The following is a 13,578-nucleotide window of genomic DNA, read 5'->3' as shown; positions in this document are numbered from 1 at the left end:
TATTGAATTCAGGTAATCATGGAGGAAAATATGAAGGAAATGACAAAAAAAACAGCCGTTGTTGCTATGGCAGGCATTATGGCTGCAGGAATGCTTACCGGATGCGGTGAGAAGAAATTAGACGGAAGCAAGACGGTTGCTACAGTAGATGGAACAGAGATCCCGCTGGGCGTTGTAAGCCTTTCTGTCAGAGACGGTCAGATGCAGACAGAAGCTATGTACAGAAGTTATATGGGCGGCTCTGATTTTGATATCTGGGATACAGAAGCAGAGAAAGGCAAGACCTATGGTGAACAGCTTGTAGAACAGGCCCTCGAAGACGTAGAACTTATGTACATCATGAAAGAAAAAGCAGCTGATTATGATGTAGAACTGACAGATGATGATGAGAAAGCAATCGAAGAAGCAGCCGCTTCCTTTATGGAAGCAAACTCTGATGAGGCAATTGCAGACCTGGCAGTTACAGAAGATCAGGTCAAAACCTTCCTGGAACTTGAGACATACAAACAGAGAATTCATGATCCGATCATTGCAGATGTAGACAAGGATGTTTCTGATGAGGAAGCACAGCAGTCTTCTTTTGAGTATGTCAGCGTCAGCACAGCGGATTTAAGTGATGATGAGATTAAGCAGAAGAAAGAAGATGCACAGAAGATCCAGGATGAACTGACCAAGGATCCAGAGGGAGATTTCGATGAGATCGCTAAATCTGTAGATGATTCTTATTCTTCACTGGAAGGTACTTTTGATGCAAATGATACCAGTGATGATGAAGATTCCGAGGATGAGGATTCTGAGGAAGACAGCAGTACATCCAGCAGTACTTATCCGGATGAAGTGATCAAAGTCCTCAGAACACTCGATGATGGAGAAGTTGCTCCGGACGTGATCGAAACAGATACAGCATACTATGTTGTAAAACTGAATCAGAAAAACGATGAAGAAGCAACAGAGACCAAGAAAGAGTCTATCATTTCTACAAGAGAGCAGGATCTGTATACAGAGACTACTGACAAGTGGATGGAAGATGCAGATATCAAAGAAGAGAAGAAAGTTCTCAAGACTCTCAAAGTAACAGATAACCATAAATATAATCAGCCAACCGCAACACCGGAGCCGACCGAGGAAGCTGCTGATACAACAGAAGATACTGAGGTAACAGAGACACCGGAGGCAGACGCTACTGAGACTCCAGAAGTTACAGAGGCAGCAAGTGCTACAACAACACCGGAAGCTACTGAGGCAGCAAGTGCAACAACAACACCAGAAGCTACGGAAGCACCTTCCTACAGCACAGACACATCTCTGACAGTCAAAGACGGAGATACTGTAAACATTGATTATGTTGGTAAGATCGATGGTACAGCATTCGATCGTGGAAGCACTGATGGAAAGGGAACAGACCTTGTGATCGGTTCTGGAAGCTATATTGATAACTTTGAAGATCAGCTCGTAGGTGCTCACCCAGGAGATGAAGTAGAAGTAACCGTAACCTTCCCGGATGATTATGGTGTGGATGAGCTTAATGGAAAAGAAGCAGTATTTGATGTTACTGTGAATGGAATTTACGAATAAAAAATCGTAAAAATCGGAGCCCCGCAGCATTCGCTGCGGGGCTCTATTATGTAAGGATATTAAATTTCCTCCGCATTATCCTCAGAAAAACTTCCCGTCACATGGATACCATTGATCTCAACATCACCCTCCATCGGAATCACGATACATTTACGTCCATCAATAATCTGGGTTTCAATTAACGCCGCGCGGTCCGGGTCTACGTGGATGACGACATCCGGGGTTTTGATCTCGGTCCGGCGGGTGTTGGTAATGTTGGATACCATCAGGGATGCATTCTCACCGGCGGTGGCTTCGTAGCACTGGTCGAAAGTTTCCATTTTTTCTTCTTCGACACCGCATTCCTCGAAGAGACGTTTCACTTCTGGTTTGGTGAGAACAGCGGGTTCAGGAGAATCCTTCTGTGCTTCAACCCATTCGTTCAGTTTTTCGTGGATATTCATGACGGTATCGTAAGCACAGTCCTCGCCCAGAGTTTCTTCTACAAGGGCATTAAAAGAATCCCTTTGGCCTCCGGCAGACAGCGGTGTATCGCAGCCAAACAGTTCATCTACGAAAGTACTGCGGAGCTGTTCTGCGTTCTTGGAGTAGTAGAGAAGTCCGTGGATATCTGTACTGCGGTCATTAAATACCGGGAACAGGAATCCAAGATCCGGCATTTCTACGATCCAGTCACGGATGCGGTCCTCGATATTGTTGGTTTCTGCATTGTAGCAGAGACCTGCTTTGGAAAGGTTTACAGGGCAGATGCTGCACAGAATATGATCATAGATCTCATCGGAAGCATCAAACATTTCCTGACCATCAGAAGATTTACCAGGGATATCGTATACAGCGTGGATCAGGATGATATAATAATTCTCACCGTAATCGTAAGATTCGATCACTTTGTCATAGAATTCATCCAGGATAGCATCATCCTGTAACTTACTGCCGCGCAGACGAAGAAGGAATTCCTGTGTGCCGCCTTCTTTTTCCTGCTCGAGAGGAAATTCCATATTGATCAGGTTCTTGCCGACAGTACCGGAAAGAGTTTTCTTGAAGATTTCAAAGTATTTGAACATTTCTTCTTCGGAGAGAGAAAGAAATGCTTCTTTCAGCTTGGTCTTTTTGTTTTTTTCTCCGTCAACGTAGCAGCCGCAGATTCGTGTGATGGCGCAGTTGTTGGGGGTAAACTGTTTCTTGATTTCTGATATTTCTTTTTTATTCATAATAAAACTCCTCGTGTTTGAAAGTATAGAAGGTATTTTTGCCAGAAAAAAAGGGCCTTACGGCCCTTTTTAACAGCTTAGATCTTGGAATAACCGAAGCCATTTACCAATGCATCCAGTTTCTGTTTCTGGGCACATAAAGGACAGGTGGAAGCAGGATACGAACCATAATTTGGAAGATCCCTGTGCTCAAAAATACTATAAACAGGCAGTCCGGCAATATTGGTAGCTGCACTGAAAATTGCAGCGATACCACGGATCGTGCCGCCGTAGTACAAGATACTCTCGATCGCACGGGACAGAGTTTCGCCTGTTGTGATAGAACCATCCAGGATCAGGATGTTCTTGTTCTTGATCATTGGCTGGATATTGTCACGGAAAATGATCTGACCAGAGTTATTGTATTCCGGAGCAGTGATATAAATAGTCTGGTGTGAGTTCATAGAATATACACCAGCTCTGGTAAGTGTCTCTGCCAGGTATGCACCGACAACCTCCAGTCCGCTCATACAGATGATCGTATCAACAGGAATACTTGCTTCATAGTTGGCAGCCAGTGCCTCTGCGACACGAAGTGCCTCTGAACTTCTGGAACGCATAGTGGTAAGGTCCAGATAATGGGTGATGTGAGACTGCGGTGTTGCAAAATGTCCAGGAATTACCTTAAGCTGAATTTTCTTGTCGCCGCGTGCACTGATTTTGGTCATTCTTGATTCCATAAAAATCCCTCCCTTATAAGCATTATAAGATTTCTGTGCGGAATGCTTCCGCAATTCCACTGAGCTGATAACGGTCAGCAAGATCCTGAATTCCGGTCATGATCTCTTCACGGCTGAAATTGTGGACTTCCAGGAAGTCATCGTCCTTTCCATTAAGATTATAATAAAAAAGAAGACCGATCTCCAGATTCTGGCGGTCACCATCACAGGTCATTTCGTATAACTGGTTCTCTGCCTCGTCAATCTTACCCTCATCGGTCAGAGCGATCAGATTCTCAAGAGTCGTTCTGGCAGTACTGTCTTCGATCACTTCCGGGGTAAGCTCGGATGCGCTTACCTGAAACAGCATTTTCATAACAGCATGAACCATTTCACGGATCTGGCGCAGTATAAAATCATCCTGAAGCATTTGGATTCTCCCTTCTGAATCAAAATTTATTGCAACCATTATCACGTGAACAGTTACAATTTTTTATAAAATATCTATTCTTAGATTACCACAAACGACACCATTCTACCAGTGAAAATTTATTCACAATATTGTGAATTGAACGACAAATGTAACTGTTCACAGGTAGTATCCCGCGAGGTGTTTTGCAATGAATAATGGCAAAATCCCGAGACATACGGGGCAAAATGCTGTTTCCACGGGTCTGATGTATTTTTGGGCAGTTATTACAGAATACTATATTATATACATGTTACAATTGTTAAAAAAATATTTCGTAATAATTAAGAAAATATGATATAATCAGATAAAAAAATAATTGCAGGATGGAAACATGAGAAAAGGAATTCATTTGACAATAGGCATTTTATCAGGGATTCTGTTTACACAGAATATCTGGGCACAGACATTGAAAGAACCGGTGATCGAATCACAGGCTGTAGTTGTAATGGATATGGACAGTGGAGATATTTTGTATGAAAAGAATGGAAAAGAAAAATTATATCCCGCAAGTATTGTAAAACTTCTGACAGCACTGGTGACAGCGGAGGAAGGAAAGCTGGATGATATCGTTATTTTTTCGTACGATGCTGTCTATGGAGTGGAAGAAGGGAGTGGAAATGCACTTCAGTTAGAAACGGGCGATAAACTGACAGTAGAAGACTGTATGTATGCAATGCTGTTGAAATCTTCCAATCAGGCGGCTAATGCGCTTGCGGAATATGTTGCCGGAAGTAATGAGAAATTTGCAGAACATATGAATGAAAAGGCACAGGAACTGGGATGCACAGACAGTAATTTTGTGAACCCTTCCGGACTAAATGCAGAAGAGCAGAAGGTTACAGCGGAAGATATGGCCAAGATCGCAGTAGCCGCTTTTTCTAATGACACTGTAAGGAAAATTGCATCGGCAAAGACATACCTGCTTCCGGTAACTTTGAATAATCCGAACGGCTGTATCGTTGAAATGGAACATCAGCTTTTGAATGGGACAGACTATTCTTATAAGTATGCCTATGCAGGAAAAACCGGTTACACGTATGCAGCAGGAAATACCTTAGTAACAGCAGCCAGGAAAGACGACAAAAATCTGATCTCAGTAGTATTAAAAAGTGAGATGACACATTATACAGATACGATCAAGCTTTTTAATTATGGATTTGCATATCTGGAACAGCAGACACAGGAGATAGAGGCAGAGGAAGAATCTGTCGACACGGAAAAAGTGCAGACAGTTCCGGAAGAGCAGAAAGAAACGACACCAGATCATACCGTTATAAATGTAGTGAAGGGGATATTTTTCCTGATAATACTCTATGGCGCAAGTCTGATATTCAGACGTAAAAAAAGCAGACTTCAAAAAAAGAGAAAAAATATCAAAAAAGCTGGAAATGGCAGTAAAAAAAGCAAAAAGAAAAGCAGAAAATAATAAGAAGATTCCTTAAATTTCTTTACGGGCAAAATTGAGAATGGTATAATATAATCTTATAGGAGACGCAAAGAAGTATGCAAAAGAAAGGATGCCATGGAAGCACAAAATGAAAATGATATGACCAGGCATGAATGGGAAGTCATGCTCAAAGAACTGAAGAAGGTATTTTCAATTGTACGCCTTCTCAACGAGGAGGAACTGCGAACCGGAAGGCTTCAGGGAAGTACAGATATGTCAGAGGGATGTGAATGCTATGCACTCTGGAATAAGAATTCCCGTTGTGATAACTGCATTTCCAGGGCGGCCTTTGCAGAAAAAGGTAAGAGAACAAAACTTGAATTTATAGATGATGGCATTTTCCAGGTAGTGTCCAAATATATCAAGATCGATGGCGTTCCATACGTGGCAGAACTGGTAAACAAACTGGACGGAGATGCGCTGGTAAGCAAGAAAGAGCGCGATGAGATGCTCAAGAAACTGATCCGGTACGACAGAGAACTGTATATGGATGCATTGACAGGTGCATATAACAGGCGTTACTATGAGGATCAGCTCAAATCTGTTGATATGGTTGCCGGGGTTGCAATGATCGACCTGGATGACTTTAAGTTTTATAATGATACTTATGGACATAATGCAGGAGATCTTGTCCTGGAGACGGTTGTCAAGATTATACGAAACAATATCCGTAAGACAGATATGCTGGTTCGATTTGGCGGTGATGAATTTCTTCTGGTAATGCCGGATATTCTGGAATCCTCTTTCCGCAAGAAACTGAAACAGATACAGGAAGCGATACATATCGCAGAAGTACCCGGGTATTTACAGCTTCGTATGTCTGTCAGCATAGGCGGGGTATTGTCTACACGCGGGACAATAGAGTCAGCAATACGCAGGGCAGATCAGTATATGTATCAGGCAAAGACAACCAAGAACATGGTAGTGACCGAGGGAGACCTGCTGAACGAAACACCGGCACTGACAAATACATCATCTATTCATAAATATAAGATTCTGATCGTCGATGATTCAGAGATGAACAGAGAGATCCTGTCAGCAATTCTGGGAGATGAATTTGAGATCCTGGAGGCAGAGAATGGTGAGGAATGTATTTCTGTCATCAGGAAATATGGAACCAGTATCTCGCTGGTGCTTCTCGATATTGTGATGCCTGTCATGGATGGATTTGAGGTTCTGGAGTTTCTGAATAAATATCAGTGGATTGATGATATTCCGGTAATCATGATCTCCAGTGAGGATTCTGCGACCAGTGTCAAGAAAGCCTACGAGATGGGTGTATCTGATTACATCAACAGACCATTTGATGCAGAAGTTGTTCATCGGAGAGTATTTAATACGATCAAACTTTATGCGAAGCAGCGCAAGCTGATCGCCCTGATCACCAATCAGGTATATGAGAAAGAGAAGAATAACCGTATCCTGATCGAGATTTTAAGCCAGATCGTAGAATTCCGAAATGGCGAAAGTGGACGACATGTCCTGAATGTAAATATCCTGACAGGAATCCTTCTGGAACAGCTGGTTCAGGTTACGGATAAGTACAATGTTTCATGGTCAGACAGACTGATGATCACGACAGCGGCTTCTCTTCACGATATCGGAAAAATCGGCATTGATGGCAAGATACTGAACAAGGCAGGCAAGCTGACACCGGAGGAGACAGAGATCGTCAAGGAACATACAGTGATCGGTGCCTCCATGCTGGAAAACATGGAAATCTTCAAGGATGAAGAATTTGTCAAGATTGCTTATCAGATATGCAGATGGCATCATGAGAGATATGACGGTAAAGGCTATCCAGACGGATTGAAGGGAGATGATATTCCTCTTTCCGCACAGGTCGTTGCACTGGCAGATGTTTATGATGCGCTTGTCAGCAGGCGGGTTTATAAGAAGAAGTATACGCACAGAGAAGCAATGCGAATGATTCTTAACGGCGAATGTGGAGCCTTCAATCCGATCCTTCTGAAGTGTCTTGTAGAAGCACAGGAGAAGGTAAGGGACAGCATCGTAGTAAGTGAAGATTACAATGCTTCTTATAAACGCAATATAATGAGAGAATTGGAAGAATATGAAAGTACCAAAGAACATCTGATGGAATCTATCACACAGGATATCCAGAAAGAATGTTCAGAAATTGAAAATGATACAGACCTTGATTTTATTGGGGGGGGGCAAAACGGAAATATGATTGACAAACACGTAAACTCTTACCTCAGAAAATGTCTGACTGATAAAGATCACAGGGGTATTAATTAATCATAATGCATTTTACCAATAAGAATTAAAGGAGAATATACAGAATGACAGTTAGAGAAAGTTATGAAAAAATGGGCGCAAATTATGACGGAGTTTTATCCAGACTTGGAAATGAAATGCTGATCAAGAAATTTGCTGTAAAATTCCTCAAAGACCCAAGCTTCCAGGATCTTACAGATGCAATCGAGCAGGGGGACGCAGAACGCGCATTCCGTGCTGCACATACACTGAAAGGCATATGTTTGAACCTTGGCTTTGACAATCTTTACAAACCAGGTGAAGCGCTGACAGAGAAACTTCGCGGAAGAGAACTGAATGGATATGAGGCATTATACGCAGAAGTAAAAAATCAGTACAACAAAACAGTAGAAGCGATCAATGAGATTGCTGAGTAAATACAAAACTCGGTATCGACCGGACACAGAATGTTCGATCGATACCGAGTTTTTTTGTTTGGGCAAAGAAATTCAGCGAAAAACGGTCTGGACCAGTACCATATACAGGACAGTGCCGCCGCCGATACTCAGAAGAGTGCTCTTTTTCCATTTGTGGAGCAGTACGATAAAAACAATTGCAATTGCTTCAGGAAGTCCATGTGTACTGCTTGCAGGGACGTCTTTCAGACAATAGATAACGAGAAGCCCGATTGCTGCATATGGGAGTACCGTTCCAAGGTACTTGATGAATTCCGGTGGATTTTTGCCCTCCGGGAAAATAATGAATGGGATAAAACGTGTTGCCATTGTTCCAAGGACAACTGCCGCAATGGTGCTGATCGCCTGTGTTGTTGTCATTGTCATTTCGCAGCCACCTCCGGTTTCTTTGAGAGTTTACGTTCTGCTGTAAAGCATACGATGATGAAGATCATGGACGGAACGATGAAATTGCTGCTTCCGAAGATCAGAAGGCAGACAGCGGAGCAGATCAGCCCTACCAGAGCAGGACGATGATCTTTGGCTTCTTCCCACTGGTTCAGGAACATTACAACAAACAGGGCGGTCATGACAAAATCAATTCCTGTTGTATCGAAGTGGACCACATATCCGAGAAGTGCTCCCGCTGTAGCAGCAGATACCCAGTAGATCTGATTTAACAGATTGACAAAGAACATGAACCATCCCCTGTCTACATCATCCGGCGGCGTTACTGTACAGTTGACGGTGAAAGATTCATCACACATGCCGAAGATCAGGTAGAACTTTTTCCAGCCGGTATTTTTGTACTTATCCAGCATGGAAAGTCCGTAAAATAAATGTCTGGCATTGACCATCAGTGCCAGAAAGAAAGCTGCGATCGGACTGAATGCCGATAGCAGAAGATTGGCTGTCACGAATTCCATGGAGCCCGCAAAGATAAACATACTCATAAAGAATGGATACCATACGGAAAATCCCTTGCTCTGCATCATAAATCCGTAGGACATTCCCAGAAAAAGGAAACCTATACCGATAGGAATCGTGTATGGAAACGCGGCTTTAAATGCTTTTTTCTTCATTGGTTAAAAAACTCCTTGACTTTTAGTATGAATATGTATATATTTTATATATAAAATTTTTATATATAATTATTTTACATATTATTTATGGAGGTGATCGGATGTATTATCCCGTATCAGCATTACTTATAGAGTTTCTGATTCTGTCTGTTGTAGAATCACAGGATTCCTACGGATATGAGATCAGCCAGACCGTCAAGATCGTGGCTGATATCAAAGAATCCACTCTATATCCCATCCTGAAGAAACTTGAAAAAAACGGTTATCTCACAACCTATTCTCAGGAATTTCAGGGACGTAAACGCAAGTATTATTCTATCACCGGTTCCGGCAAAGAACAACTGGTGTATCTTCACAAAGAATGGGTTTCTTACAGAGATACGATTGACGGAATCATTGAAGGGAGGATCAGAAATTGACCAGAGAAGAATATATGGCGAAATTGCAGAAATATCTTCGTAAACTTCCGAAGCAGGATTATGAAGATGCAATTGAATATTTTAATGAATATTTCAGTGATACGGACGAAGAAGGTCAGCAGAAACTGATGGAGGAACTGGGAACTCCGAAGGAAGCGGCTGCGGATCTGATGTGTAATCTTCTGGATAGAAAGTTACAGGAACAGGACACAGATATTGAGGAGAAAAAGAGTAAAAAAGGAATTATCACGCTCTCGGTCCTTGCAATCCTGTCAACGCCTGTGACAGTGCCGCTTTTTATCGCATTGCTTGCAGTACTTTTTGCAGTTGCGATTTGTGTTGTCTGTGTGATCTTCAGTGATTTTATTGCTGCATTCGGCGTGTTACTGATTGGTGGTAAACTGTTGCTGAGAGGACTTGTTTCCTTCCCGTATTCGTTATCAGGCGCACTGACAGTGACTGGCTGCGGACTCTTTGGAATCGGATGTGCGATCCTTCTGTATATCCTCGGAATCTATCTTTGTAAATGGACAGGCATGCTTCTTGTCAAGCTGGCCCAGGTATTAGCTGGAAAGAGGGGTAAAAATCATGAAAAAAACAAATAAGCGTTTACTGGCAGTCGGTGGTATCTTTTGTGCAGTGGGTATTCTGTTCTTTGGTGTTGGCGTTGCATCAGGCGGTAGAAATTATATAAAATCAGCAGACCTGAACAGAATCAGCGGAACTGCAACGATGGATTCAAGCGACAGTCATGCGATCTTGAGCAAGACAAAGCTCGATGCGTTTTCTGCCGTGAATATCGATCTTCGGAATCTGGATCTGGATGTAAAGGAATCCGATGATAAAAATTTTTATATTTCTTATAATATTGAAACGAATGACGGAATGCTTCCGCTTTCCTATCAGGTACAGGATGATACATTGAATATTGTGGAGAAGCAGGGGCATGAGTCGTATTCATATATCCACATTGATATTAACTTTCTTCAGGAGATGCTTGGCCAGAGCCATGTGATCGAGAACTCTAATAAGGTGACAATCTATATTCCGAAAAAAAACGACTTGAGTAGTTTTTTCTGCAAGATGGGATATGGCGATCTTGACATTGAATCTCTGGGAGTAAAAAAGGCAGTGATCTCCTGTTCTGATGGTGATGTGAAAATTAAAGACAGTGCATTGAATTCCCTTGAAATGGAGACGGAACTTGGCGATCTGCATCTCAAAAACACTTCTGTAAAAAACAGCCAGATCAGAATGGATGATGGAGATGTAAAAGCTGAAAACACTGTATTCCAGGGCAAAAACAAGATTACAAGTACCCTGGGAAACATCAAACTTGGCATTCCAAAAGAAGTGGCTGAAGATCTTTCCATAGAGGCAGAGGCAAGCGATATTGATATACCGGAAAAGCTGGGAAAAGTAATGACAGATGAGGACGGTGAGCAAGTACTCATCACAGAAAATAAACCACAGGATTCCCTGGAACTTAAGAGTGAAGATGGGGATATTAAGATTACTGCTGAGAAATAATACCTGTGAGATAATTCTATTTCAGAAATAACTGGAAATCTGTTATAATTGAGAAAAGATAAGGAGAAGATTATGCAAATCGATGAAGTTATAGCAGAAATTACACAAAGATGCAGAAACTATGGCGCACAGAAAATAATCCTGTTTGGATCCAGAGCAAAAGGCACCGCAACAGAACGCAGTGATATTGATATTGCAGTGTCAGGCGTGGCATCAAGTGATATTTTTGAACTGGAGGAAGCTCTGGAAGATATTCCAACATTGTATACAATTGATCTTGTTGATCTTGATACCTGTAAAAATCAGTTATTGCTGGAGGACATTAAACAATACGGACGAGAAATTTATAAGAAGATTTGAGTCATTTCAAAACTCCCTGGATTTGCTGGCAGAAGCCAGAGAGCGTGATTTATCAGATTCGTTTGTACTCAGTGGAACCAGTGCAAAATTCAGTATTACGTTTGATCTGGCATGGAAGGTTATGAAAGACATTCTGGTACAATATTATGCAATTACCGGATTTGTTACAGGCTCTCCCAGAGAAGTACTGAAACAGTCTTTTCAGGCGAAGCTGATCACAGGTGATGAGTGGATTGATATGCTGAAAATACGAAATCAGCTTGCACATGACTATGATGGTGTGATTGTGAAAGAGCATTGCCAGACAATCATTCATCTGTATATTGATAAATTATATGATTTTAACATAATATATAGCAAGAATTCTCCTTCCTCTACAGGTGGGAGATGAATTGCAAAAAAGCAAAAAAAGAACACTTGTTCTACAATACAATTCATGGTATAATAAAATCAGTCGATAAGATGATTATTCAAAAAAGGACTGGTTTTATGGAAAATATAGATCACAATGCACATTCAGTGTACTTGATGTATTATCATTTGATCATGGTGGTAAAATATCGAAGAAAAGTTATCAGTGATCCGATTTCAGAAAGAGCAAAGGAAATATGGGGATATATTGCCCCACGGTATGGAATTGTTTTGGAGGAATGGAATCATGATATTGACCATGTTCATGTAATGTTTCGTGCACAGCCTAAAACGGAACTCAGTAAATTTATCAATGCTTATAAAAGTGCCAGCAGCAGACTGCTGAAAAAAGAGTATCCGGAAATCCGGGAAAAACTTTGGAAAGAAGCATTTTGGAGCCAGAGTTTCTGCCTTTTGACGGCAGGAGGGGCACCAGTAGAAGTGATCCGTCAATACATCGAAACCCAGGGAGAGAAAAAGAATTGAACATTGCATATCGTTTCCGGATCTATCCAACAGAAGAACAGAAGATACTCCTTGGAAAAACATTTGGCTGCTGTCGTTTTCTGTACAACTAGATGCTTAATGACAAGATCCAGGAGTATAAAAAGACAAAGAAGATGTTAAAGAATACACCAGCTATGTATAAAAAGGCGTATCCATTTCTGAAAGAAGTTGATTCGCTGGCACTGGCAAATGTTCAGCTCCATCTGGAAAAAGCATATAAGAATTTTTTTCGTGATCCTAAGGTTGGATTTCCACGTTTCAAGTCAAAACATCACTCCAAAAACAGCTATACGACAAATGTGGTCAACGGAAATATTCTGATTGAAGGTAACCGGATCCGGCTTCCAAAATTAAAATGGATCTCCATGAAAAAACACAGGGAGCCTGTAGAAAACTGCCGTCTGAAATCAGTGACAGTCAGTATGGAACCATCCGGAAAGTATTTTGCAAGTCTGCTGTATGAAGGATACAGCTGCGAAAACCAAGCAGCAGATAAGGATTACAGTAATGCTAAAATACTGGGGATTGATTATGCGATGCAGGGAATGGCAGTGTTTTCAGAAGAGATTGAGATGGAAGAAGCAGGATTCTTCAGAAAAAATGAAAAAAGGCTGGCAAGGGAACAGCGAAAACTGTCGAGATGTGTAAAAGGGAGCCACAATTATGTGCGGCAGAAAAAGAAAGTTGCCAGATGCCATGAAAAAATACGCAGCCAGAGAAGAGATTATCTGCATAAACTGAGCCGCAGGATCACAGACCAGTACGATATAGTTGCGGTGGAAGATATTGATATGAAAGCGATGAGCCAGTGCCTGCATTTTGGGAAAAGTATACAGGATAATGGATACGGGATGTTCCGGAATATGCTGGAATATAAGCTTGACTGGAAGGGAAAAGAATTAGTAAAGGTAGACCGGTTTTTCCCTTCAAGCAAAAAATGCAGTAAATGCGGAAAGATAAAAAAAGAGCTGAAATTATCCGAAAGAGTTTACCGCTGCACGTGCGGAAATGAGATGGACAGAGATCGAAATGCAGCAATCAACATCCGTGAAGAGGCAAGAAGGATGCTGGCAGCATAAACTGTCCGTATCCGGACAAGACAATAAGTAAGAAATATGCCCGTGTCCGGGCAAAAAATCGCGGGGCACGCGAGGATAGCTTGTAGATACTTGGCTCAGTAGAGCCATTGAG

The 13,578-nt window shown here is 41.8% G+C and carries 17 protein-coding genes; 12 read left to right on the top strand and 5 right to left on the bottom strand.

The features are described from left to right. Window positions 1-30: 30 nt before the first annotated feature. Window positions 31-1,575, top strand: a complete 1,545-nt coding sequence (locus DXC01_RS12835; protein WP_118699055.1) for an FKBP-type peptidyl-prolyl cis-trans isomerase — start codon at window positions 31-33, stop codon at window positions 1,573-1,575. A 59-nt stretch (window positions 1,576-1,634) separates the two neighbouring features. On the opposite strand, the gene DXC01_RS12830 is transcribed toward DXC01_RS12835, so the two are convergent. From DXC01_RS12830 to DXC01_RS12820, 3 genes are all read right to left on the bottom strand, one after another. Continuing rightward, window positions 1,635-2,786 (bottom strand): DUF4317 domain-containing protein, encoded by a 1,152-nt coding sequence (locus DXC01_RS12830; RefSeq protein ID WP_118252571.1) that lies wholly within the window; start codon window positions 2,784-2,786, stop codon window positions 1,635-1,637. A gap of 77 nt (window positions 2,787-2,863) precedes the next feature. Beyond that, window positions 2,864-3,505 carry a phosphoribosyltransferase gene (locus DXC01_RS12825; protein ID WP_118699054.1) on the bottom strand — a complete coding sequence of 214 codons (642 nt, stop codon included), beginning with the start codon at window positions 3,503-3,505 and terminating at the stop codon, window positions 2,864-2,866. 22 nt (window positions 3,506-3,527) lie between these two features. Beyond that, a complete protein-coding gene (locus tag DXC01_RS12820) occupies window positions 3,528-3,914 on the bottom strand; it encodes a DUF6483 family protein (protein ID WP_022215696.1) in 387 nt (128 codons plus the stop codon). A 373-nt stretch (window positions 3,915-4,287) separates the two neighbouring features. On the opposite strand from DXC01_RS12820, the gene DXC01_RS12815 reads away from it, so the two are divergent. The 3 genes from DXC01_RS12815 to DXC01_RS12805 all read left to right on the top strand — a co-directional run bounded on the left by DXC01_RS12815 (window position 4,288) and on the right by DXC01_RS12805 (window position 8,060). Continuing rightward, window positions 4,288-5,382 carry a D-alanyl-D-alanine carboxypeptidase family protein gene (locus DXC01_RS12815; RefSeq protein ID WP_118699053.1) on the top strand — a complete coding sequence of 365 codons (1,095 nt, stop codon included), beginning with the start codon at window positions 4,288-4,290 and terminating at the stop codon, window positions 5,380-5,382. 96 nt (window positions 5,383-5,478) lie between these two features. Further along, complete coding sequence (locus DXC01_RS12810; RefSeq protein WP_199611815.1) at window positions 5,479-7,665, top strand: diguanylate cyclase; 2,187 nt, start codon at window positions 5,479-5,481, stop codon at window positions 7,663-7,665. A gap of 44 nt (window positions 7,666-7,709) precedes the next feature. Further along, the gene (locus DXC01_RS12805) at window positions 7,710-8,060 is read left to right on the top strand and encodes an Hpt domain-containing protein (protein ID WP_118252570.1); all 351 of its coding nucleotides are present in this window, start codon (window positions 7,710-7,712) and stop codon (window positions 8,058-8,060) included. Window positions 8,061-8,132: 72 nt separating this feature from the next. Here DXC01_RS12805 and DXC01_RS12800 read toward each other — a convergent pair whose 3' ends face one another. After that, window positions 8,133-8,459, bottom strand: a complete 327-nt coding sequence (locus DXC01_RS12800) for a branched-chain amino acid transporter permease (protein WP_118252596.1) — start codon at window positions 8,457-8,459, stop codon at window positions 8,133-8,135. A gap of 2 nt (window positions 8,460-8,461) precedes the next feature. Then, window positions 8,462-9,160, bottom strand: a complete 699-nt coding sequence (locus DXC01_RS12795; protein ID WP_022215701.1) for an AzlC family ABC transporter permease — start codon at window positions 9,158-9,160, stop codon at window positions 8,462-8,464. Between the two features lie 101 nt (window positions 9,161-9,261). On the opposite strand from DXC01_RS12795, the gene DXC01_RS12790 reads away from it, so the two are divergent. From DXC01_RS12790 to DXC01_RS12760, 8 genes are all read left to right on the top strand, one after another. Continuing rightward, window positions 9,262-9,579, top strand: coding sequence for a PadR family transcriptional regulator (locus tag DXC01_RS12790; protein ID WP_118699052.1), 318 nt, complete (start codon window positions 9,262-9,264; stop codon window positions 9,577-9,579). After that, window positions 9,576-10,184, top strand: coding sequence for a DUF1700 domain-containing protein (locus tag DXC01_RS12785; RefSeq protein ID WP_022215703.1), 609 nt, complete (start codon window positions 9,576-9,578; stop codon window positions 10,182-10,184). The genes DXC01_RS12790 and DXC01_RS12785 overlap by 4 nt, the downstream gene beginning before the upstream one ends. After that, the gene (locus tag DXC01_RS12780; RefSeq protein WP_118699051.1) at window positions 10,168-11,109 is read left to right on the top strand and encodes a DUF4097 family beta strand repeat-containing protein; all 942 of its coding nucleotides are present in this window, start codon (window positions 10,168-10,170) and stop codon (window positions 11,107-11,109) included. The genes DXC01_RS12785 and DXC01_RS12780 overlap by 17 nt, the downstream gene beginning before the upstream one ends. Window positions 11,110-11,181: 72 nt before the next feature. After that, the gene (locus DXC01_RS12775; RefSeq protein WP_022215705.1) at window positions 11,182-11,469 is read left to right on the top strand and encodes a nucleotidyltransferase family protein; all 288 of its coding nucleotides are present in this window, start codon (window positions 11,182-11,184) and stop codon (window positions 11,467-11,469) included. Window positions 11,470-11,491: 22 nt separating this feature from the next. Beyond that, window positions 11,492-11,860, top strand: a complete 369-nt coding sequence (locus tag DXC01_RS12770) for an HI0074 family nucleotidyltransferase substrate-binding subunit (protein ID WP_243111622.1) — start codon at window positions 11,492-11,494, stop codon at window positions 11,858-11,860. Window positions 11,861-11,958: 98 nt separating this feature from the next. Next, a complete protein-coding gene (gene tnpA, locus DXC01_RS12765; protein ID WP_118699070.1) occupies window positions 11,959-12,366 on the top strand; it encodes an IS200/IS605 family transposase in 408 nt (135 codons plus the stop codon). After that, window positions 12,363-12,458, top strand: a complete 96-nt coding sequence (locus DXC01_RS20665; protein ID WP_173906997.1) for a helix-turn-helix domain-containing protein — start codon at window positions 12,363-12,365, stop codon at window positions 12,456-12,458. The genes tnpA and DXC01_RS20665 overlap by 4 nt, the downstream gene beginning before the upstream one ends. Continuing rightward, window positions 12,459-13,466, top strand: coding sequence for a transposase (locus tag DXC01_RS12760; protein WP_264466952.1), 1,008 nt, complete (start codon window positions 12,459-12,461; stop codon window positions 13,464-13,466). The last annotated feature ends 112 nt before the right edge of the window (window positions 13,467-13,578 follow it).

The sequence above is a fragment of the Blautia sp. OM07-19 genome (assembly GCF_003481595.1).
Taxonomy (GTDB): domain Bacteria; phylum Bacillota; class Clostridia; order Lachnospirales; family Lachnospiraceae; genus Blautia_A; species Blautia_A intestinihominis.
The sequence above is the reverse complement of the archived record's forward strand: the minus strand, read 5'-3'. Positions and strand labels throughout refer to the sequence as shown.

Coding starts and splice junctions, on each gene's coding strand:
- DXC01_RS12760 (WP_264466952.1), top strand. CDS start 12,459: ATGCTTAATGACAAGATCCAGGAGTATAAAAAGACAAAGAAGATGTTA.
- DXC01_RS12820 (WP_022215696.1), bottom strand. CDS start 3,914: ATGCTTCAGGATGATTTTATACTGCGCCAGATCCGTGAAATGGTTCAT.
- DXC01_RS12790 (WP_118699052.1), top strand. CDS start 9,262: ATGTATTATCCCGTATCAGCATTACTTATAGAGTTTCTGATTCTGTCT.
- DXC01_RS12775 (WP_022215705.1), top strand. CDS start 11,182: ATGCAAATCGATGAAGTTATAGCAGAAATTACACAAAGATGCAGAAAC.
- DXC01_RS12835 (WP_118699055.1), top strand. CDS start 31: ATGAAGGAAATGACAAAAAAAACAGCCGTTGTTGCTATGGCAGGCATT.
- DXC01_RS12815 (WP_118699053.1), top strand. CDS start 4,288: ATGAGAAAAGGAATTCATTTGACAATAGGCATTTTATCAGGGATTCTG.
- DXC01_RS12805 (WP_118252570.1), top strand. CDS start 7,710: ATGACAGTTAGAGAAAGTTATGAAAAAATGGGCGCAAATTATGACGGA.
- DXC01_RS12825 (WP_118699054.1), bottom strand. CDS start 3,505: ATGGAATCAAGAATGACCAAAATCAGTGCACGCGGCGACAAGAAAATT.
- DXC01_RS12810 (WP_199611815.1), top strand. CDS start 5,479: ATGGAAGCACAAAATGAAAATGATATGACCAGGCATGAATGGGAAGTC.
- tnpA (WP_118699070.1), top strand. CDS start 11,959: ATGGAAAATATAGATCACAATGCACATTCAGTGTACTTGATGTATTAT.
- DXC01_RS12830 (WP_118252571.1), bottom strand. CDS start 2,786: ATGAATAAAAAAGAAATATCAGAAATCAAGAAACAGTTTACCCCCAAC.
- DXC01_RS12780 (WP_118699051.1), top strand. CDS start 10,168: ATGAAAAAAACAAATAAGCGTTTACTGGCAGTCGGTGGTATCTTTTGT.
- DXC01_RS12795 (WP_022215701.1), bottom strand. CDS start 9,160: ATGAAGAAAAAAGCATTTAAAGCCGCGTTTCCATACACGATTCCTATC.
- DXC01_RS12800 (WP_118252596.1), bottom strand. CDS start 8,459: ATGACAACAACACAGGCGATCAGCACCATTGCGGCAGTTGTCCTTGGA.